Raw genomic sequence first — 21,900 nt, forward strand, 5'->3', positions numbered from 1 at the left:
TTGAGTGATTAACAAAAATATGAGTCAACTCAGTATATAAATAAGTTAAACTAGAGTCAACCCCTTTTATTTATAAAGAGATTTTAAGTCAACTAAATCCGTTAAATGACAAAAATTATACCGTATCACCCCTGTGAAACGATCGTTCCACAAGGGTGAAGAGATCGTTTCACCTACGTGGTACGATCATTCCACCTGGGTGGAACGGTATAGATATAACGGGAAAAGTATAAACATATCACGAATTCACGCATTAAGTAACCCGGTTTTCTAGTTATCCACTCACCGGGTTGTCTTCCCATGAAAGGAGAACAGAAACCAGTAGCTTCTGCATTCCACAGCAAAAATCAACGTTTTCAAACGTTATCAACGATTCCATTCATCATTATTATTATATCTTTTTTTATTCTTTAATTTTTAAATCTCTTAGATGATAATATATGTCGGTTGATAGTGTTAAAACTTTTTGGAAAGAAAACTTGATTGTTCCGTTATTAAAGTCGGATAAACGGTTATAAAAAAGATACCAACAGGTTATTCATATTCTTATTGATTGATTTTTAATGATATAGTGAAATAATGGGATCAGTAGTTAAAAACAGATGTAGTGGAAAAGTTTATTCTCCCAAAAGGTGGTTAATAGGTGAAAATACCCTGTGAATAGTTCATCAAAACTATTGGTTTACTTATTTGGAGAATCAGGGAACCGGTTTGTATGGATGAGTTTTTGGATTCTGCAAGCTTTATTTTTCATTTTGTATGCACGAGTTATAAATAGGTTTTTAACGGGCTATCCACATTTATTCACTACTTTTGCAGGAAAGATAAAGCTATGCGTAAATTAAAGGTAACAGAATTGAACAGGCTGACACCGGAAGCCTTCAAGAATAGTGAGAAAATTCCTCTGATCGTGGTACTTGACCATGTGAGGAGCTTGAATAATGTGGGTTCGGTATTCCGTACTTCCGATGCATTTCGGGTGGAATCTATTTATCTGTGTGGTATCACGGCATGTCCGCCCCATGCTGAAATCCACAAGACGGCTTTGGGAGCGGAAGATTCGGTGGACTGGAAGTATTTCAAAGATACGCTGGAAGCTGTTGATAACTTAAAGCAACAGGGTTATACAGTCTGTGCTATCGAACAGGCCGAAGGCAGTACCATGTTGGATAAACTGGTGTTAGACAAGACGAAAAAGTATGCGATCGTCATGGGAAACGAGGTAAAAGGTGTTCAACAGTCGGTCGTTGATAATTGTGATTTATGTATTGAAATTCCCCAATACGGAACGAAGCATTCCCTCAATGTATCGGTAACGACCGGTATTGTCATTTGGGAGTTTTTCAATCAGCTGGGCTTATAAATCTGTTTATAACGCCCCGCTTTCTACCAGGACGACGATCCGTTCGGTCAAGGCATCTTTACCTTTCGGATCGTATTCTGTTTTCAGACTGGCACCAAACATACCGGCAAAAAGGTTCCAGAAGCCGGCACGGAAGCTGCCTAAGAAAGCTTTTACCAGGTGATAACTGGATTGATTGCATTCCCGGTCGATCAACTTAATCAACAGTTTACCTTGCGAAAGCGTCATCTTCTTCAATTCCGGTTTATATTGGGCAAACAATTCCTTTTCCATCCGCTTGAGATGTTCCTGTTGTTCTTTCTCAGTCGGCAGGGTTTCAATATATTCGTATGTTTCTATCAGGGTTTCATATACCAGTTTTGCATACGGAAGCGTTTTCTTCACATCACGTACCAGTTTCCAGTATTTGGCTTCTTCCCGTTTGTTACGGAACTTTACCGGCGGAAATATATACACATCCCGCAGGTTGAATACGGCAATCGTATCATTTCCTTCCACATAGGCCCGATGATATCCTTCGGGCAACGTATTCATCCGGATAGATTGTGCCTTACTTTCGGATGAACCTAACCAGCAACTCAGTCCGATTGTGAATATGATATGTATAGTACTCTGTTTCATAAGCCGATGCAAATGTATAAATCCTGTTGATAACTTGTGAGTTTAATTTGTTAATTCAAGTTTCGACCAGATAAACTTGATGAACTCGTTTCCGTTGTTTATATTTGCGAAGTATGTATAACCAAAACTCCTGTAACTATGAAACTGTTGGAACTATCCTTTTTGTTCATTTGTCTGTTTCCTGTTTCTGCAGAAGAAAATCTCCGTTTGCCTGATACCCGGGCGTTGGCTCTGGGTGGAAACGGCGTTACTCTTTCTTCGTTTTCCAATCCGGCTCTGGTGCAGTTATCAACAGACAAAGTCATTCATCTGGAATATTTTAACCGCTATGCCTTGAAAGAACTGGGCAGTATCAACGGAAGTTTTCAATACCCGAATACTTATTTGTCAACCGGTATTCATCTGGCTTCGTTCGGATACGAACGGTATCGGCAGAACATGGGCCGGATATTCTTGGGAAAACAGTTGAATACCCGCTGGATGATGGGTGTGTCTTTTCAATATTCCTGGATACAATCGGAGTTATATGAAGAGATTCCGGCCCGTCTGTCCACCGATATCGGGATTGTTTATATTCCCTTTGATAAGTTGTTGATTGGATGTGTAGCGCGAGATTTACCTTCTGTGCGTATAAGTGCTAAAGATTTGAATCTGAATGAACTTAGAACCTATGCTGTTCAGATCGGTTTCAACTGGGAAGTTCTCAATAACCTACTCATAACTTCGTTTGCCGGAGTGGATGAAAACCACCGGATACAAGGTGGATTCGGTGTAGAGTACGAAGTTTGGAATTGCTTTCAGTTGCGTGCCGGCCTGCAAGCCGATCCTTTTCTGCCCAGTTTAGGAGTCGGTTTTTCCCTTCATCATTGGCAATTAGACGCAGTAGCGTTGTGGCATCCGGTATTAGGTGTGAATTCAGGTGTTGGTTTGTCTTATTCCTTTTAATCAGATACGTATGAAAAAGCAGTTGATAATTCTTTTGATAACCGTGTTTATAAGTCGTTATAATACTTATTCTCAGGAATCTGTTTCTGTTGATAAGTGGAAAGAATATATAGAAGAATTAGCTGAAGAATCAGCGAATGAGAATCAGTTGGAAGCTCTTTATACCGAACTCTCCTACTTGTCGGAACATCCGATGGATTTGAATCAGGTAACGGCGGAAGAACTTTCCCGTTTGCCGTTTCTGACAGACCGACAAATCGAACAGCTGATTGCCTATCGGAAGAAATACGGGGAAATGGTTTCTATCTATGAGTTGAAAGGTGTCAATGGGTTGGATTATCAAACTATCCAGTTGCTTTTGCCTTTTGTCTATGTTGGTGAAAAAACGGTTAATAAGCTTCCTTTTACGGTGAAAAACCTGTTGAAATATGGAAATAATGAATTGCAAATCAGGTATGACCGCTGTTTACAACAAAAGAAAGGCTATGGTTCATATCCGGATTCTGTTTTAGCCCGTTATCCGAACCGGAAATACTTAGGCGAATCGTTTTATACCTCCTTGCGGTATGCCTATGAGTTTGAAGATTATTTACAGGCAGGTTTGGTGGCAGAAAAAGATGCCGGCGAACCTTTTTGGACAGGAAAGCATAAAGGATATGATTATTATTCCTTCCATGCGTTGATAAAAGAACAAGGGGTGTTGAAAACTCTGGTATTAGGTGATTATAAGGTTTCTTTCGGACAAGGCTTGGTAATCAGTAACGATTTCTCGCCAAGCCGTTCGGCTTTGGTAGCACAGGCTGAACGAAGGAACAATGGTTTCAGAAGACATTTCTCGACCAACGAACAGGATTTCTTCCGGGGAACCGGATTAACGCTCACCTGGAAAGACTGGGATGCCAGTTTCTTTTATTCCTACCGGAAACTGGATGCGGCGGTAGAGAATGATACCTTTCCAACCATCAAGACCGACGGGTTGCATCGTTTACAGCGGGATTGGGAAAAAAGGCATACAGTAACGATGCATACGTTCGGTGGAAACGTCCGCTGGGCACATCCGAATTATCATTTGGGTATAACGGCTGTTCATTATACATTCGGCGGAAAGACTATGTATCCACAAGAACAATTGTATAATCATTTTGCTTTCCGTGGAGAAAAGAATGTCAACATGAGTGTGGATTATATGTGGAAAAACCGATGGGGAAAACTATATGGCGAGACGGCTCTCTCAGCCAATAAAGCCATTGCTACGCTGAATGCCCTGCAACTGACACCGGCTTCTTATTTCTCATTGCTGGTGTTGTATCGGTATTATGACCGCCGTTACCAGGCGTTCTTTGGAAATGCGTTTGCACAGAATAAAGCGGTGCAGAACGAACATGGAATCTATTTAGGTTGCCAGTGGACACCTTTCGGACATTGGAAACTGTCTTGGTATGCGGATTTCTACCGTTTTCCCTGGTTGAAATACCAGATCGATTTTCCTTCGACCGGGAAAGAATATATGTTTCAACTGGATTATACACCGAATCAACATTTCTCCTCTTATCTTCGTTATAAGGGAAAAGAGAAGGATGAAGAAAGCAGGCAACATCGGTTTCGTTGGCAAGCTACTTATTTACTGGGTGATTCCTGGAAATTACGTACGTCGGCAGATGGTATTGTCTCGGCAAATACGGAAGAATCCAATAAAGGATATATGATTTCCCAAAGTGCGGGTTGGAAACCGGTACAATATCCATTGCAGTTGGATACCTATATCGCTTGGTTTGCAACCGACAATTATGCGACACGCATCAGTTCGTATGAGAAGAATATCCTGTATGCGTTTTACATGCCTTCGTTTTATGGAAAAGGACTTCGGGTAGCCGTCTCTTTCCGTTGGGATCTGAAAAGATGGTTTACGGTATCCGCCAAGTTTGCTCATACCTGGTACACAGACCGAGACAGGATTGGAACAGATACAGAAGAAATAGAAGGACAAGGCAAAACCGATTTAAACGTATTGCTTCGCTGGAAGTTCTGAAAAGGATTTTTCATCAGACAATGTTCAGAGGTTGTTATAAAGTGAAAAGAAGGTTTATTCGGGTGCATGTAATGTCTAATTTTTGTACATTTGCTCATGAACGAATGAAGAAACAAGAATTAATAATAATAAGTTATGGCAACGATTCTTTTTGACAAGATTGTTTATGGTCCGGTACATAGCCGCCGATTAGGTGTTTCTCTGGGCATCAACTTGTTTCCCAAAGATGGTAAGCTATGTACATTCAATTGTATTTATTGTGAATGTGGGTATAATGAAGATCATCGGACGCGTACGCCACTGCCGAAACGGGAAGAAGTGAAAGAACAACTGACGAAGAAGCTGGATGATATGCGAGCAGAAGGACTTGTTCCGGACGTGATTACCTTTGCCGGTAATGGAGAACCAACCATTCATCCGGATTTTGCCGGAATTATAGAAGATACGATCGCCATTCGTAACGAACATTGTCCGTCGGCCAAGATTGCTGTCTTGTCTAATTCAACCATGTTGGATAAGGAAGAAGTCTTTGAAGCCTTATGCAAGGTAGATGATAATATCATGAAACTGGATTCGGTTTTGGATAGTCGCATCCGACAAATAGATAATCCTAACCAACCGGGATTCTGTTTTGATAAGTTGTTGAAAAACCTTTGTCGCTTCCATGGTAAGGTGATTATTCAGACGATGTTTTTACGTGGCGAAAAAGATGGTGTGAAAGTGGATAACACAACCGAAGAAGAAATTACCGGTTGGTTGGATGCCTTGAAGAAAATTAATCCGAATCAGGTAATGATTTATACGATTGACCGGGAAACTCCGTTAAAGACATTGTACAAGGTTTCGAAAGAAGATTTGGATGCTATTGCCGAACGTGCCCGGGAAATGGGATTCCAGGTTTCGGTTTCTTATTGATCGGTTAACAGGAGAAATAGTTGACGGATAATTCAGAACTTATAAACTCAAGAACTTAAAACAACATATCGCAATGAAGAAGGACAAAGTTTTATGGGCAGATGATGAGATTGATTTGCTGAAGCCTCACATGATGTTTCTGCAGGAAAAAGGATATGAAGTGACGCCGGTAGTCAGCGGACAAGATGCTATCGACTGTTGTCGGGAGCAAAGTTTTGATATTATTTTCCTCGACGAGAATATGCCTGGTCTCACTGGCTTGGAAACTTTGTCACAAATCAAGGAAATAGCTCCGAATACACCGGTGGTGATGGTGACGAAAAGCGAGGAAGAAAGCATTATGAACCAAGCTATCGGCAATAAGATTGCGGATTATCTGATCAAACCCGTCAATCCGAATCAGTTATTACTGTCGATCAAGAAGAATGTGCATAAGAATGTCATTATCTCGCAAACAACTACTGAAGGTTATCAACAGGAGTTTGCCAAGATTGGTATGCAGATCAATGATTCGCTGACGACCGACGACTGGATGGAAGTGTATAAGAAACTTATCTATTGGGAACTGGAACTGGAAAGCAGTCAGGTTACCATGAAAGATATGTTGTTGATGCAAAAGGAAGAAGCGAACAATGCTTTCGGTAAGTTTGTCAAACGGAACTATGAAGACTGGATAAACAATCCGACCGAACGTCCGTTGATGAGTCCGGATTTATTCAAGAAGAAGATTTTCCCTTTGCTTGACGAAGGAGAGAAAGTATTCTTTATCCTGATTGATAACTTCCGAATGGACCAGTGGCGTGTGGTGAAAGATTTGCTGGCTGAATTCTATACCTTCGACGAGAGTTTGTATTACAGTATCTTGCCGACGGCGACTCAATATGCCCGGAATGCCATCTTTTCCGGATTAATGCCGGTACAAATAGAGAAGATGTTCCCGGATTTATGGGTGGATGAAGAAAGCGAAGAAGGCAAAAACTTGAATGAAGCACCTTTGATTCAGACACAGATTGACCGTTTCCGGAAGAAATATACGTTCTCTTATAATAAAGTTCACGATTCGCAGTACGGAGAAAAGCTGTTGGGAATGATTCCTTCGCTGTTGAAAAACCAGTTGAATGTAGTTGTATTGAACTTTGTCGATATGCTTTCTCATGCACGAACGGAAAGCAAGATGATACGTGAGTTGGCTCAAAGTGAAGCCGCTTACCGGAGTTTAACACGTTCCTGGTTTCAACATTCTACGACTTTGGAATTGTTTAAGCGTATTGCCAAGTCAGGATATAAAGTGATTGTTACGACCGACCATGGAACAATCCGGGTAGATACGCCGGTGAAAGTAATCGGAGACCGGAATACCAATACCAATTTGCGGTATAAGGTTGGAAAGAACTTGAATTATAATCCGAAAGAAGTCTTTGAGATCCGGGATCCGGAAAAGGTAGGTTTGCCTTCTCCGAACTTGAGCAGCAAATATATCTTTGCCTTGAATGAGAATTTCTTCGCTTATCCCAACAACTACAACTATTATGTGTCGTATTATAAGAATACATTCCAGCATGGTGGTATTTCCATGGAAGAAATGCTCATTCCGTTTATTACGATGATGCCTAAGATTTAATGGAGGAAAGGAAATAAGTGTTGTTCCTTTTTATCTTTCTCTCTATATTTGCAGATAACAATAGTAAATGAGTATGAAAACGATTCAGATTACAAGTTTAGATACGATTCATGAAGCGGCAAAAGAGTTCATTGCCAATATGGACGACCGTACGGTTTTTGCCTTTCATGGGAAAATGGGAGCCGGAAAGACAACCTTTATCAAGGCTCTGTGTGAAGAATTGGGCGTTGAAGATGTCATCAACAGTCCGACTTTCGCCATCATCAACGAATATCGTTCGGAAACAACGGGCGAACTGATCTACCATTTCGATTTCTATCGTATAAATAAGTTGAGCGAAGCTGAAGATATCGGTACAGAAGATTATTTCTACAGTGGAGCGCTTTGCTTTATCGAATGGCCTGAAAAGGTAGAAGATCTGTTGCCGGGAGATGTAGTGGATGTAACGATTACAGAGAATCCGGATGGCTCACGAACGGTAGAAGTAAATTGATTGAATACGAAATACAGGTAATAAACTATGCAGCCGTCTGAATATTTCATCTTGGTTTTGTTTATCGTGTTGGGAGTTTTTTCCATCACAGCTTCGGTATTGAATTTGGATTGGTACTTTCAGACCGACGGAGCCAGGATATTTGTCAAACGGTTTGGTCGCAACGGCGCACGCATCTTTTATGTCCTTTTGGGAATCGCTTTGATAGCGTGCGGCGTTGTCGGCTTTATTTACTGGTGATCCTTCTCCAGTAGTTCTTTGATCCAGGGAATAATGTATTCCGACTTGAAATAATGATTTTCCGGCTGTACGTTGACCAGCTTGAAATATGTCTCTCCATCCAATCCTTCGGGTAAAGTCGTCAGATTCTTTCTCTTCGTAGAATCTTGTAAGTCCTTATAATGATAAAAGGTAAAGTTCTCCGGATGTCCGGCCAGTTCGTATGCCCGTTTGACCAGATTTAAGTCACGATCCAATCCGCCTTCGGTACAAATCACCGGACGAGGTGCCAGGGCTGCTACCAGATCCGGAAAATCGAAGTTACAGAGGAAGGCAGGAATCAGGTGAGATATATCGTTGGGCCAACCGCGTCGTCCTTTCTCGTCGGGCATCGTCAATACCAGATCCCGTTCGCGGGTACGACAAAGAAAGTCGTTATAGACGAAGGCGTAAATGGATTCATCCATATTTCCCAACGCCATCAACGGTTCTGTTCCGAAAGAAAAGCCACTGACGATCAGACGATCCTTCCGCATAAGAGGATGATGTTTCATCCAATTCAGGATATGCTGGTTGGTATAAGAAGAATATCCCAAGTAATTCCACCCTAATTCTAGTAACGAACGGGCAAATGTCTGGAAGTCGTATGCATACGATTTCGCTTCTGTTTCCAGATCTGCCAGCTCTCCACTTCCCGGATTATCTACGGCAACGGCAATCAGTCCAGCCTTGACATACTGATAAGCCATGGAGTTCTTACTTTCTTGGGTCGGTTTATCAGGAGCATACAGCTGTGGTTCGCCAGCCAGTTCTTCTTTGGTTCCACCCCAACCGGGAATACAAAGAACAGCCGGAGACGGATGCTTTTCGTCCAGATTATCCGGTATCAGAACTAAGAACGGCACAACACAAGCCGGCAACGGATAAGCTTCCCATTTTTCTAACCGGTAACCATCCCGTTGTTCGGTACGAATACAAACCGGATCTGGTAAGTTTTGTAATTGCGGATGTTTCATTAATTGTTCCATCTGCAAGCGGACATGTTTCTGCCAGTTTTTGAAGTCGGCTGCCTGCATCGAAGGCCGGAAACTGAAAGCCGGTTCAAGCTCTTTCATCAGCTGATGAGCAACGGCTCTCGAACTAACGAAACGTCCGTCGGTCCGATTCGTCTGAAAAGTAGCATGTTCTTCCGGTTCAAATGACTGAGCCTGTACTTTCATACTGAAAATACAGGCTACGATCAGTAATAACCATATCGGTTTCATAGCTTCTTATAAACTATGTTGAAACATCCATTTCAGATAATCCGGCTCAGCAAACGCATTGTCCCAACTGTTATGCTTGACTCCCGGATATTCTTTGTAGCGGACATCCGCATTAATCTTTTGAAGTGTAGCATAAGCATCTCTCGAAAATTGCGGATCTACTACATCATCGGCAGCTCCGTGGTAAATACTGAAACCCGTTTTCCCCTTGAAGTTTTCCAAACGTTTCAAGTTTATACCTCCACAGATTGGAGAAGCAGCAGCAAAGAAGTTGGGATAACGGCAAACAGCATCAAAAGTGCCCATGCCACCCATTGATAATCCGGTAATATAGATGCGTTTGGTATCGACAATACCTTTATCTATATAACAATCCAGCATTTCTTTTACGGCCTTCATCGCTTTTGTTGCCGGAGCTGAGTAAGGGAATTCTCTTTTCCCGTTATTCTGACTCGGATGTAGATACGGTGCCCATGTTTCTCCTTCCGGACATTGCGGAGCAATGATGATAGCGGGATAGTTGGATTGATTCTCATACGAAGCCAGCATATCTCCGCCATGCAGTAATTGGGATTCGTTATCACTACCCTTCTCTCCTGCTCCATGCAGGAAAAGAATAATCGGATATTGCTTGTCTGGCGAATAGTTCAACGGATAAAGAATACGATAATTGAGTTTGTAGCCGTTTTGGGCTGTAAATTGTTTTTTCAGGAAACTTGTTTTGTCGCCTGCATACAGGCTGGTTGATAAAAATGTGAAGATCAATAAGATTAACCAATTTGTCCGTGTTTTCATACGATTTGATTTTAATGTTATTCCCAAAAGTACGAATTTATTTGATTCCTCTTTCTATTTCAGGAACTGAATTATTGTTTGAAAAGGAGAGAAAAATAAACAGCATCTTCCTTTTCCTTTCTTTAAAATGTATAAGTAAATTCTTTAGTTCACGACGTGGTTTAAGTAGTTCACGCCGTGAACTACTTAGTTCTCACTGTAGATTACTTAGTTCACGCCGTGAACTAAAGAATAGTTTGTGAGAATGACGAAAATAAGCCTCTGTATTTTCGGTTTTGATTCATCAGCTTTCAACCCATATCCAAGAGTTAAATTCATGGAGAAAATAAAAACGATGTAAATTATTGTTGGATTAATTTAATTCGCTGGAAAACCTTGGTATAGATGAGTCGATTCCTTTTATTTTTGCATGCTATAGTCGAGGATATAACCAATAATAAGAGAGATATGCAAACACAGTCTATCGGATATATGAATATACCTGTTCCGGCAGGGATTGATTTGAAGGAAGAAATCAATAAACTGAGAAAAGAGAAGAACGCCGTTATCCTGGCGCATTATTATCAGACAGCAGAGATTCAGGACATTGCTGATTTTGTAGGTGACAGTCTGGCTTTGGCGCAATGGGCTGCCAAGACAACGGCCGATATCTTGGTGCTTTGTGGTGTTCATTTCATGGGCGAAACAGCCAAAATCCTTTGTCCGAACAAGAAAGTACTGGTACCCGATTTGAATGCTGGCTGTTCGTTGGCCGACAGTTGTCCGGCGGTTGAGTTTGAGACCTTTGTAAAAGAACATCCGGGTCATACCGTTATTTCGTATGTCAATACAAGTGCGGCTGTAAAAGCCCTGACCGACATTGTGGTTACTTCTACCAATGCCCGTCAGATTGTTGAAAGTCTGCCCGCCGATGAGAAGATTATCTTTGGTCCGGACCGTAATTTGGGAAGTTATATCAACAGCATTACAGGCCGGAACATGCTGCTTTGGAACGGAGCCTGCCATGTGCATGAACAATTCTCATTGGAAAAGATCCTGGAACTGAAGAAACAACATCCCGGAGCCGAAGTAATTTGTCACCCGGAATGCAAGAAATACATTGTTGAAATCTCTGATTATGTAGGTTCGACAGCCGGACTTTTGAAACATGTCATCAAGTCTTCCGGCAAACAATTCATCGTAGCTACCGAAAGCGGCGTATTACACGAAATGCGCAAGGCCTGTCCGGATAAAGAATTTATTCCGGCACCGCCCAACGACAGTACATGTGCCTGCAACGAATGTAACTTCATGCGTTTGAATACGATGGAGAAACTATATAATACGTTGAAATACGAACTTCCCGAAATCTTTGTGGATGAAGCCATTCAGCAAAAAGCCATTCGTCCGATTCAACGTATGCTCGATATTTCCGCCCAATTAGGCTTGTGATGAGGAGGAAGGGAAAGTTTCTTTGTAATCTCGATCAGAGTTTACTGGTTTTGTTTTTCATTGGTATTGTTTATAGTTTGTTCCCATCTATAAATAATACCAATGATGCATATATGTATGCTGCAGATATACGAGAGGGAATTGATTTGTTTTATCCTCATCATTTATTATATAATGTATTGGGTTATGTTTGTAGCCAATTATTTCATATACATGATACGTTATCTTTTTTATGCTTATTAAATGCTCTTGGGGCAATAGGATGTTTATGTGTTTTTCGTAAGATCCTTTTATTTAAATTAGAATCGGAAAAAGTTGTACCTTTACTTTTATTGGTAGGTTCATGTTGGGGATTTATGAGGTATGCAACAGATGTAGAAACTTATATAATCCCTTTATTTTTTTCATTAGCAGCCAGTTGTTGTTGGTTGTATAAACGTTCTTTCTTTCTTACAAGTTTATTAGCGGCTATTGCTTGTTTATTTCATCAAATTCATTTCTTTTGGTGGTTGGGATTGGGTTTGTTTGCTATTTATCAATCCTCACCAATTCGAATTAAAGCTTTGGTGGTTTATATAGGGGCAGCTTGTATTGTTCCTTTAAGTTATGTATTGGTTTATTTATTCTATCCTCAAGTAGAAGGAGATAATATTATTCATTACGTTTTTCATGATTATTTTTATGTAGAGAGTGTAGGTTTTAGTTTTAAACATGCTGTATTATTGACTCCTGTTAATCTTATCAGAACATTGATTCAAGTGCATGGTTATATACCATCATTGTTACAAAATTATTTTTACGGAGGTATAGGAATTATTTTATTGGGAACATGTTTGGTTTTATTTATCAAAAGTATATTGCATAAAAGAATATGCTATAAGAATGAGGGTATAGATAAAGAATTAGACTATTTTGCCAAATGTCATGGTTATATCTTTATACTGCAATTATGCTTTGCTTTTTTATCAAATGGAAATGCTGAATTTATGGTTATGTTACCATTTGCATTTACAATTTATTTTTCATTTCGGTATTACATAAATAGTGATACTGTAAAGTGGATAGCGCTAGCTATGTTTTCCTGGAATATATGTATAGGCATTTTACCATTGCATTATTTAGAAATCTATCCATATAAGAAGATTGAGACATTTATAAATAAACAATCTCCTGATACAAATTTTGTTATTTCTAATTATCCACAATTATATAATATGCTGAGATATGATTATCCGCATAGAAAGTATAATTTGTATGAAAAGGAAGACGAGGTTTCTGGTTGGTTCTATACAGATTTAATTAATAATGAATATCCTTTATCTCGTTTTTCCATATTAAATGAAAATATTTCAACAGATAGAAAAACTGAGATAAAAGAAATTCTTACTTATGATTTAGGAGAATGGACTATAACTAAAGTGTATAAATAATTGAATATTAAAGATTTATTTAATAACCATGATTTTGGTCACAACACTTTCCTTACTTTCGGGTGTAGCAGCTAAGACCAAATAAACACCTGTTGCAACACGATTTCCTTTGCTGTTTTTGCAATTCCAGGAAACTTGTCCACCAACTGATTTTGTCTGGTAAATCAAGTTACCGGCAATATCCGTAATCTTAACATTGGAATTACTCATCAATCCTGTAATAATTACTTTATCATCAAAGTCTGGTCTGACAGGATTTGGGTAAGCATGTATATCTGAATAGTTTTCTTTTCCTTCGGTAGCTTCTCCTTGATACGACAAAACACCATAGCCGTCGGCTGCAAAGAATACTTCTCCACTTTCCGGATTAATAGCTATACTGTTAATAGAATTGGTAGGAAGCGGAGAATTATCAGTTGTAAAGTTTTCAATTACTTCCGTTCCATCGGCATTGACAAGGAAAACTCCCGAACCATCCGTAGCAATCCATTTCTGATTACTGCCATCAACAGCAATAGCGTTGACTCGGACTCCATTTAACAGGTAATCGGATTCATCGGCCAGCACAATTCGGTTAAACCGTAAATCTTCTATCTTCGATGGATTATAACAAACAATCGGTCCGATATTGGTTCCAGCCCAAATATAACCGTCTTTGTCTTCTGTCATACAATAAAACATACTGGCATCCAAAGTATTTCCTTGGTTATCACTGACGGCAGCATAATATTCAGAAACATCATCAGATTGATCTGTAACAGTTCCGTTATCATTTAAAGCAAAGAAGCCAGGTTTGCTGGAATGATATAGATTAATGAATTTATACCCTTGTTTGGTAATAAGTATTTTGTCTATAATTTCAGCATTTGCTATAGCTGTATTTGTATAACTGTACCATTCTTTATCTGCTGTGAGTACTTTAATTGCACCTGGAACTCTACAATTGGCAATCCATAAATTCTGTTTATTATCAAAAGTGACGCTACCAATACGGATATATCGTTTGTTATTGCCAGTTGTTGTTTCTAATGGACTATTTGTTAAATTAAACCAGTTTAGTACCGTATCATTTTTCAGTTCCAGAATACCTTCACCATAATAGGCTACATAAGTATGCGTTGGATCATTCGGATCAACAGCTAAGTTTAAAGCATCTTGGATGTAATAAGCATTTAATTGTTTGGCAATCTTTTGCTCATCATAGTTAGTCCATTGACCATTAGCATACGTCATGATGGTATTTGTTCGGAAATAACGATCTAATCCTCTTCCACCTCCTGTTACCCAAAGTTTACCTCCTTCATACTTTAAATCCCAGGCATAGTTTCTTTTCGGACTATTAATCGTTAGTCCGTCGACTAATGTGTCATACGAATTTGAATCGGATTTCTTCTTAACTCCCATGATTCCATTGGTTCCACAAGCTAACCAATATGTATCGGCTGTTTGTAAATAAGTGACATCTTTTAAGGAATTAAATCCACCTGTGATAGTTTGGAAGTTAACTAAATCGGTAGATACATAGAATCCATACGGAGTGAATGCCATCAGTTTTCCGTTTTCTACTTTCATTCCTGATAAGTTGGAGTCAAGGAGAAACTTGGTAACATTGTTATTGTTTAAGTAATAGACTCCTTTTGAAGAAATGCACATGCATAACTTATTTTGGAAATCAGCTATTTTAGTGATGCTACTTAATTCGAATTGATCGGTTTGGATTGTCAGATCGCTCCAATTGGATTCATCCAATAAGTTATCATTTAGTTTTCCTTGTCTGATGCCTGTACTTGTTAATGCATAAAGTGTATTACCTATAATACATGCTGAGCGAACGGCTCCGATACGATACGTATCGGTTATTTCCTGTTTTGTCAGATTGACAACGACAATACCAACTTGTGTGGATATATAGGCATAGTTATCGGAGAAGTAGATATCGTTAATCGTTTTATCTTGTATAGAAGTACTATTCTTCAGGTAAGGAAGATTGTAGATACCGCTTTCATTCCACAGATCGATATTACCATTTCGATAACCTATTACCAACGTATGTTTATTAGCATGATAACGAATGACCTTTATTTTATTATCGCTTAATCCGTTCTTCTTGGAATAAGTTGTCAAGCTTTGGTCTTCCTTTCCGTAAGCATATAGTGAACTATCTGCTACTGCAAACACGTAATTCGGTGTCTCGGCTACTAATGCCGTGTTATTATACGCCTGATGTATCGTCCATTTATCGAATTGAGCATAAATAGATTGGATACAACTACAACATAACAGAACAAGAAAACATATTTTATTCATGCAACAGTTTATTTATGATCGGATAATTGGGTAAGAAATTCATCCAGTTTTTCGACAGCTTTTGCCCGATGACTGATTTGATTCTTGATATCGTTTCCTAATTCGGCAAAAGTTTGTTCGTATCCTTCCGGTATGAAAATAGGATCATAGCCAAAACCATTTTCTCCTCGCTTGGTTGTGGTAATGGTTCCGTTTACAATACCATCAAAAGTATAAGTCTTTTCGTTCCATACTAAGGCAATGACTGTCCGGAAACGGGCCTTTCGGTTTTCCTTTCCTTCCATCTCATGCAATAACTTCTTCATATTGGCTTCCGAATCATGTCCCGGACCTGCATAACGGGCAGAATAAACACCTGGTGCGTTATTCAAGGCTTCTACTTCCAGACCGGTATCGTCAGCGAAACAGTTTAATCCGAACTTTTCCTGAATATAATGAGCCTTCTGAAGCGCATTTCCTTCTAATGTATCGGCTGTTTCAGGTATATCATCGAAACAATTGATTTCTGCCAAACTAACTATTTCGACTGGATGATGTGAAGTTATCTTGCGTACTTCGTCCAGTTTGTGCTTATTGTTGGTTGCGAATACTAATTTCATAAGATGTAAACTTAGATGTTTATATGTACAATAACGTATTTACCCGTAAATCATTGTATGGGTTGCCAATAAAAAACAAAGATAGTGGAAATAAATAAATCCCGGCCGTATTCGTGAGATTAAATACGACCGGGATTAGCTTCCTTTTATTCTCTAAGGAGAAAGAATATTATTGTTCTAATTTATGGATAATCTGCATCATTTGAGCACCTAAACCAATTGTATAGCCTTGAGAAACAAATACAACACGGTTAAATGTATCGGCAATGAGGAAGATTGGCAATGTATTGGCATGTTCCAGCTTCATGGCTGCTACCATTTCTTTCTGGATAGCATGACTCTTGTCAATACCGTAAACGATATTATTCGGTAAACCCTTGAACTCTGCCGGATCAAATTTCTTGTATCCTTCTTCATCCGGGAAGAGTAATACCATCTTTCTGCCCCAAGTTTCTAATTGGTCTTTCACTGCAGCGATATCGCGCATCGCATGATTCGTCGGTTCCTGACGAGCACCTAAGATGGCAACGACGTAATAACCACGTCCTGTTGTAGCCAGCAGACTGGTTTCTTCGCCTGTTTCGGCAGAGATGTATTTGTTCTCTGAGTTGAAGTTTCCGATTACCTGGATGTCATCTTTGTTTTCACGCATATTCAGATGAACCTGTGTTGTCTTTCCTTCTTCGATGTTGAAGAAAGTCAGCTGGGCCAATACGGTTCCGCTGGCCATACGTGTACCACTTACCAATAAGTAGCTGCCTGTATCCATTTGCGTTCCTTTCTTCAGCAGATTACTCCATGTTGCACCGCTACCCATGTCTACATCACCTTCTTCGTAGTTTAATAACTGCAAACGTCCGTCGGTCAGTTTAGAGATGGTGAAATGAGAATAATATTTAGGATCTTCCAATGCCTTGATTGGTTTATAATCTGCCTGTAAAGTCCCTTTTGAACTTGTTGTTTGTTCGGCTGCCTGGAAGTTAATGTCGATGATTTCTTTACCCGAGAACAACTGAACTTTACGGGTTACTTCGTCAATACGTGCCGGAATTCCTAAAGCGCGTGATAACGAAACAAAGAAGATATCGCGTGAATGTTTGTCGGCTATGCGTGCTTTCCAAACACCTTCCGGGAAAATCGGTGCGCCACCCAAGTTGCATTTTTCATCGATGGTGATATTGTTCTTTACCCAATCTACCAGCTTCATCGGATCTGCCTGATAAGCTTTCAAGTCGGCTTCCGGAACAGCTTTTTGGAAGAATGCCTTATACGGTGTAATCATTTCGTTGGCTACACGCGGGTTCCGTACGTACTGTGCAAAGATTTCCGGATCGATATTTCCGTTGGAGATACTATTCTTCAGATGATCATCCAATACTTCACGAGAAACATCACGCAGGTCTTTAGCTGAAATACGCTGTAACAGATCGATCGCTGCTTCTTTCTGTTCGTCGTTGGCTGAAGCATCTTTCAGGAAACCGGAAATGGTTTGATAGTTTCCGCGTGAACCAACGAGCAGCTTGGTAGCAACAGTGGCGTCCATGCCTATTTCCTTAGCAAAGTCTTTTGCCTTCTGGTCTGTAAAGAAGGTAGCCACATAAGCATTGCGGATAGAATCTTCTTCAGCCATACGGCGAGTATTTTCAGCTCTTTGTTCCGAGGTTACTTCCGGTAGTTTCGCTTTCTCTGGAGGAGGAACAATATCCAAATCGATCGTATAAGCTTCACCTGCTTTCTTGTCCAAGACTACAGTTACTTCGTTTTGCTGGCCGAAAGAAACTTTACTGTAACCAAACTGGCCGTCTTTTGATGCCCAAACCAACATATCACCCTTACCGGATGTTAGGAAGGTTTCACCGTTGGCATCGGTTGTTTTGTTGGCAACGGTATAGAATTCGGCGTAATTGTATACTTTAAATTCGACACGGGCGTCTGAAACCGGCTGCTGATTGGCATCCACTACTTTAATGGTTGCTTTGGCAGTTTCGGCATAGTTACCGATGATGTTGATTTCCGTATAAAGCGGAGTCTGCACCATGACTTCTTCCGGTCCCTGATATTTACCGAATACTTTCGTATGCATCAGCATACCACGGCTTGCCGGAGCATTAAACCATCCCAGGTTCAGGACAGGTTCCGGCTCACAAGCACCCAAGAAGTACCATTGTCCGTCTACCCAAGCTTCTACCCATGCATGATTGTCGTCGGTATGTGCCCAACGGGGCGTATAAACCTGGCGGGCCGGAATACCTACCGAACGCAAAGCCGCTACGGTAAATGTTGATTCTTCGCCACAACGTCCGTAAGCCGTCTTAACAGAGGCTAAAGGAGAACTGGTACGAGCGTCGGACGGTGTATAGATTACTTTCTCATGACACCAGTGATTGACTTCGATTACGGCATCATGCAATGAGAGTCCTTTTACGCGATCTTTCAATTCCTGATAGAAGACCATACGGCTTTCGTCCAGGTTTTCATTGTTTACGCGGATCGGCAGAACGAAATGACGGAATATATCTTCCGGAATCTGTTTTCCCCACGGCATTTCCTGTTTGGCCTGGAAAGAAGTCCGGACATTCTTCAGGAAAAATTCTCCACTGTAATCAGCAATGTCGCCTACCGGCATATAAGCGTACAGGAAACTCATGGCTTCCTTTTCTTCCGGTGTCATTGACTGATTGAATACTGTAAACAAATTGCCTTCACTCAAGGTTGTTTGTCTAGATTGGAAATCTGTTTCCACCTGAGTTCTGTAGGCTGTGTCTGAAATGAAATGAGAGGATGAATTGTTCATACAACTCGTCCATAAGAACAAGGCAGACACGCATGCGATCAAATGTTTTTTGTTCATATTTAGGTTAATAATGAGATTTATGCAAAGTTAGTGATTCTTCTTTGATTTTTTTCGTTTACTTTACATGTAATTTACGTATAATTCTAATTTTAATATTTTTAGAGATGATAGAAAGTGCTGAAGGTATCTTATTAGTTGCGTCGGTCATTTTAATATTCAGTGTTTTTGCCGGAAAGGCTGGATATCGTTTCGGTTTACCTGCCTTGTTGTTGTTCTTGGGTGTCGGTATGTTGTTCGGGAGCGACGGATTGGGTATTCAGTTTGATAACCCGAAGCTGACACAGTTTATTGGTGTCTTGGCGTTGAGTATTATTCTGTTCTCGGGTGGTATGGATACGAAGGTTGCTGAAATCAAACCCATTGCTTCGCAAGGGATTGTCCTGGCAACGGTAGGTGTTTTACTAACTACATTCATTACCGGAGGATTTATTTATGTTATTTCGATGATGGCATCGAAATATGTTACCTTGACTTTCCCGGAATCATTGTTATTGGCGGCGGTCATGTCGTCAACCGATTCGGCTTCGGTTTTCTCCATTCTGCGCAGTAAAGGTGTTTTGCTGAAGGAGAATCTTCGTCCGACCTTGGAATTGGAAAGTGGTAGTAATGACCCGATGGCTTATATGCTGACTTTGATTCTGATTGCCGTTATCCAGTCGGGAGGCATGAGCGTTCCGCAGGCGGCTTTGATGCTAGTACTGCAGTTGGTGATCGGTGCGATTGGCGGTTTCCTGTTTGGAAAAGCCATTGTATGGTTGGTCAATAAGATTGATATTGATAATGCTTCTTTGTATCCGATCTTGATTTTGGCTTGTTCGTTCTTTACGTTTTCGGTTATTACGTTGGTGAAGGGGAATGGTTATCTGGCTGTTTATATAGCTGGTTTGATTTTCGGTAATTCCAAGATTGTTCATAAACGGAGTATCGGTACCTTCTTCGACGGATTTACCTGGCTTTGGCAGATTGTGATGTTCATCACGTTAGGTTTACTGGTGAATCCGCATGAACTGATACCGGTAACGCATATCGGTTTGTTTATTGGTGTGTTTATGATTCTGGTGGCTCGTCCGCTGAGTGTCTTTATTTCTCTGCTTCCTTACCGGAATTTCTCCTGGCGGGCGCGGGTTTATATCTCGTGGGTAGGTTTGCGTGGTGCAGTACCGATCATCTTTGCTACCTATCCGTTGCTGGCCGGGATCGAACACGCTCATGTTTTCTTCAACATCGTGTTCTTTATTACCATTCTTTCGTTGCTGGTTCAGGGAACTACGGTGACCTATATGGCACGGAAGTTGAAGCTGATAGATAAACCAGTACTCAAGGAAGAGTTCGGTATCGAATTGTCGGAAGATATCCGCAGTGTGATGAGTGAAATCGACCTGACTCCGGCAGTGTTGGCTCATGGTAACCGTTTGATGGATTTGAAACTCCCGGATCATACCCTGGCTGTGATGGTGAAACGGGAGGGCCGGTATTTTATTCCTAAAGGAAATACGGTATTGAAAGAGGATGATAAAATCCTGATGATTTCGGATGACGACAAAGCTTTGCTTGAATCGTATAAAGAGTTAGGCGTCAAGAAATATACATTCAAGAAGAACGAATAGTGACAATTTGTTCAGATTGTCAAAATGTCAATGAAACCCCTTCAAAACGGGCGTATTTCGGACCTGTGTACGATGTGTTTGAAAATAGGAGCGTTTTGAAGGGGTTAAAACGTTGTTTTTTACCCTTAAATAATTGGTTGTAAGTATGATATCCTCTATTTGGATGAGTTCTGATTTCTGAAGAAAATACACAGAAAAAGCCCTGAAAAGAGGAAATTACTTCCTTTTTCCGGCCAAAACCGAAGGATTTTCCCGATTTTCTCGCCTTTTTTCGTCCAATTCATGCCGAAGAAATCAAAAATTCATGCCTATCTTTTCATCAAAAGCCGGCGTATTTGTTTGTAAAAGTAACGAGTTTTGTGGATAAACCTAGGCAATTTCAGGAAAAGGCCCTCTTTTCTTGCAGATTTTGTTCGGGAAATTCATTTTTGCGCGTTAGCAGAAAATGAATTTCAAGATCAATTTGTTCGTTTTCCTTTAAGAATCCTGTCTTTTCTGCTTACGCTATTTGTGAATCAGTCTTTCATTTCTGCCAGTCCTTCTTCAAACGTATGGGGAGTATAACCTATTTCCAGACGGGCTTTCTCAATACATAGGCCACTGAAACGGGGGCGCGGAGTTTTTTCCTGTATCTCCTCGGTAGTTACAGGCTGAATCAGGGAACGGTCGAGATGGAAATAATCGGCTACGCGATAAGCCATATCGGCAATCGAGAGGTATTCTGCTCCGCAGATATGATAAATACCCGACTTGGTGTGATGAATCAACCGTTCGGCGGCTTCGGCAATATCACTTACCCAAGTAGGCGTTCGCCACTGATCGGCAACCACCCGAATAGTTTGTCCGGCAGAGAGCTTGTTTTTCACCAGCTGACAAATATTACCATGTTGTCCGGGTAATGCCTTTCCATAGACAACGACAACGCGAAGGATGGCATAATCGGTACAGATCTCTTGGATACGCTTCTCTCCTTCCCGTTTGGTGACGCCATAATAATTGACCGGTTGTGTCGGGTCTTCCTCCTGATGCAGGCAATCTTCTTTCCCTTCAAAAACGAAGTCGGTCGATAAATGCAGGAAGCGTGTTCCACATGCCCGGCAAGCCTGGGCCATAACGGCAGTTGCTTCTACATTCATGGCATACGCCTCGTCGTGATGCTGCTCACAGTAATCCGGAACAGATAAGGCTGAGGCATTGATCACGGCATCTGGTTGTACGGATAAGATCAACTGACGGATAGCATCTGTTTGTTTGACATCTGCTTCCACAAACCGATAGCCCGGTTGGGGCTGTATGTCGGCATGAAGGGAGACTGCGGTCAGATCATATCCTTTTCCTGTCAGGAACGTCAGGATACGCCGCCCTACAAAGCCGTTGGCTCCGATAATCAAGACTTTCTTCATACG

Annotated in this window: 17 protein-coding genes; 10 read left to right on the forward strand and 7 right to left on the reverse strand. The window is 40.7% G+C overall.

What is annotated here, in order from left to right; genetic code table 11:
• Nucleotides 1-832: 832 nt before the first annotated feature.
• Nucleotides 833-1,363, forward strand: a complete 531-nt coding sequence (locus MUN53_RS15305; RefSeq protein ID WP_022454988.1) for an RNA methyltransferase — start codon at nt 833-835, stop codon at nt 1,361-1,363.
• A gap of 6 nt (nt 1,364-1,369) precedes the next feature.
• Here MUN53_RS15305 and MUN53_RS15310 read toward each other — a convergent pair whose 3' ends face one another.
• Nucleotides 1,370-1,984, reverse strand: coding sequence for a DUF4294 domain-containing protein (locus MUN53_RS15310; RefSeq protein ID WP_022454987.1), 615 nt, complete (start codon nt 1,982-1,984; stop codon nt 1,370-1,372).
• 138 nt (nt 1,985-2,122) lie between these two features.
• On the opposite strand from MUN53_RS15310, the gene MUN53_RS15315 reads away from it, so the two are divergent.
• The 6 genes from MUN53_RS15315 (at nt 2,123) to MUN53_RS15340 (ending at nt 8,227) form a co-directional block, all read left to right on the forward strand.
• Nucleotides 2,123-2,929: a PorV/PorQ family protein gene (locus tag MUN53_RS15315; RefSeq protein WP_243326374.1), complete on the forward strand. Its 807-nt coding sequence runs from the start codon at nt 2,123-2,125 to the stop codon at nt 2,927-2,929.
• Between the two features lie 10 nt (nt 2,930-2,939).
• Nucleotides 2,940-4,958 (forward strand): helix-hairpin-helix domain-containing protein, encoded by a 2,019-nt coding sequence (locus MUN53_RS15320; RefSeq protein WP_243326375.1) that lies wholly within the window; start codon nt 2,940-2,942, stop codon nt 4,956-4,958.
• A 135-nt stretch (nt 4,959-5,093) separates the two neighbouring features.
• Nucleotides 5,094-5,873 carry a radical SAM protein gene (locus MUN53_RS15325; RefSeq protein ID WP_243326376.1) on the forward strand — a complete coding sequence of 260 codons (780 nt, stop codon included), beginning with the start codon at nt 5,094-5,096 and terminating at the stop codon, nt 5,871-5,873.
• Between the two features lie 67 nt (nt 5,874-5,940).
• Nucleotides 5,941-7,494 carry a T9SS response regulator signal transducer PorX gene (porX, locus tag MUN53_RS15330; protein ID WP_243326391.1) on the forward strand — a complete coding sequence of 518 codons (1,554 nt, stop codon included), beginning with the start codon at nt 5,941-5,943 and terminating at the stop codon, nt 7,492-7,494.
• Nucleotides 7,495-7,567: 73 nt separating this feature from the next.
• The gene (gene tsaE / locus MUN53_RS15335; protein ID WP_022454982.1) at nt 7,568-7,987 is read left to right on the forward strand and encodes a tRNA (adenosine(37)-N6)-threonylcarbamoyltransferase complex ATPase subunit type 1 TsaE; all 420 of its coding nucleotides are present in this window, start codon (nt 7,568-7,570) and stop codon (nt 7,985-7,987) included.
• A gap of 27 nt (nt 7,988-8,014) precedes the next feature.
• The gene (locus tag MUN53_RS15340; protein WP_243326377.1) at nt 8,015-8,227 is read left to right on the forward strand and encodes an immunity 17 family protein; all 213 of its coding nucleotides are present in this window, start codon (nt 8,015-8,017) and stop codon (nt 8,225-8,227) included.
• Here the strand turns inward: MUN53_RS15340 and MUN53_RS15345 are convergent.
• A complete protein-coding gene (locus MUN53_RS15345; protein ID WP_243326378.1) occupies nt 8,218-9,471 on the reverse strand; it encodes an alpha/beta hydrolase family protein in 1,254 nt (417 codons plus the stop codon). The two genes, MUN53_RS15340 and MUN53_RS15345, sit on opposite strands and share 10 nt — an antisense overlap.
• 6 nt (nt 9,472-9,477) lie before the next feature.
• Nucleotides 9,478-10,266 carry a carboxylesterase family protein gene (locus MUN53_RS15350; RefSeq protein WP_243326379.1) on the reverse strand — a complete coding sequence of 263 codons (789 nt, stop codon included), beginning with the start codon at nt 10,264-10,266 and terminating at the stop codon, nt 9,478-9,480.
• Nucleotides 10,267-10,713: 447 nt separating this feature from the next.
• On the opposite strand from MUN53_RS15350, the gene nadA reads away from it, so the two are divergent.
• Both nadA and MUN53_RS15360 read left to right on the forward strand, forming a co-directional pair.
• The gene (gene nadA, locus MUN53_RS15355; RefSeq protein ID WP_243326380.1) at nt 10,714-11,697 is read left to right on the forward strand and encodes a quinolinate synthase NadA; all 984 of its coding nucleotides are present in this window, start codon (nt 10,714-10,716) and stop codon (nt 11,695-11,697) included.
• Between the two features lie 113 nt (nt 11,698-11,810).
• Nucleotides 11,811-13,127: a hypothetical protein gene (locus MUN53_RS15360; protein ID WP_243326381.1), complete on the forward strand. Its 1,317-nt coding sequence runs from the start codon at nt 11,811-11,813 to the stop codon at nt 13,125-13,127.
• Between the two features lie 15 nt (nt 13,128-13,142).
• Here the strand turns inward: MUN53_RS15360 and porZ are convergent, their stop codons facing one another.
• From porZ to MUN53_RS15375, 3 genes are all read right to left on the reverse strand, one after another.
• Nucleotides 13,143-15,434: a type IX secretion system anionic LPS delivery protein PorZ gene (gene porZ / locus MUN53_RS15365; protein ID WP_243326382.1), complete on the reverse strand. Its 2,292-nt coding sequence runs from the start codon at nt 15,432-15,434 to the stop codon at nt 13,143-13,145.
• Between the two features lie 8 nt (nt 15,435-15,442).
• Nucleotides 15,443-16,033, reverse strand: a complete 591-nt coding sequence (locus tag MUN53_RS15370; protein WP_243326383.1) for a non-canonical purine NTP diphosphatase — start codon at nt 16,031-16,033, stop codon at nt 15,443-15,445.
• A 169-nt stretch (nt 16,034-16,202) separates the two neighbouring features.
• Nucleotides 16,203-18,827: a transglutaminase domain-containing protein gene (locus MUN53_RS15375; protein WP_243326392.1), complete on the reverse strand. Its 2,625-nt coding sequence runs from the start codon at nt 18,825-18,827 to the stop codon at nt 16,203-16,205.
• Between the two features lie 164 nt (nt 18,828-18,991).
• Between MUN53_RS15375 and MUN53_RS15380 the strand changes: the two genes are divergently transcribed.
• Nucleotides 18,992-20,494, forward strand: coding sequence for a potassium/proton antiporter (locus tag MUN53_RS15380; RefSeq protein ID WP_243326384.1), 1,503 nt, complete (start codon nt 18,992-18,994; stop codon nt 20,492-20,494).
• 515 nt (nt 20,495-21,009) lie between these two features.
• Here MUN53_RS15380 and MUN53_RS15385 read toward each other — a convergent pair.
• On the reverse strand, nt 21,010-21,897 hold the full coding sequence (locus MUN53_RS15385) for an SDR family oxidoreductase (protein ID WP_243326385.1): 888 nt from the start codon (nt 21,895-21,897) through the stop codon (nt 21,010-21,012).
• Nucleotides 21,898-21,900 lie beyond the last annotated feature (3 nt).

Origin of the sequence: Parabacteroides faecalis (assembly GCF_022809355.1) — a bacterium.
Classification (GTDB): domain Bacteria; phylum Bacteroidota; class Bacteroidia; order Bacteroidales; family Tannerellaceae; genus Parabacteroides; species Parabacteroides faecalis.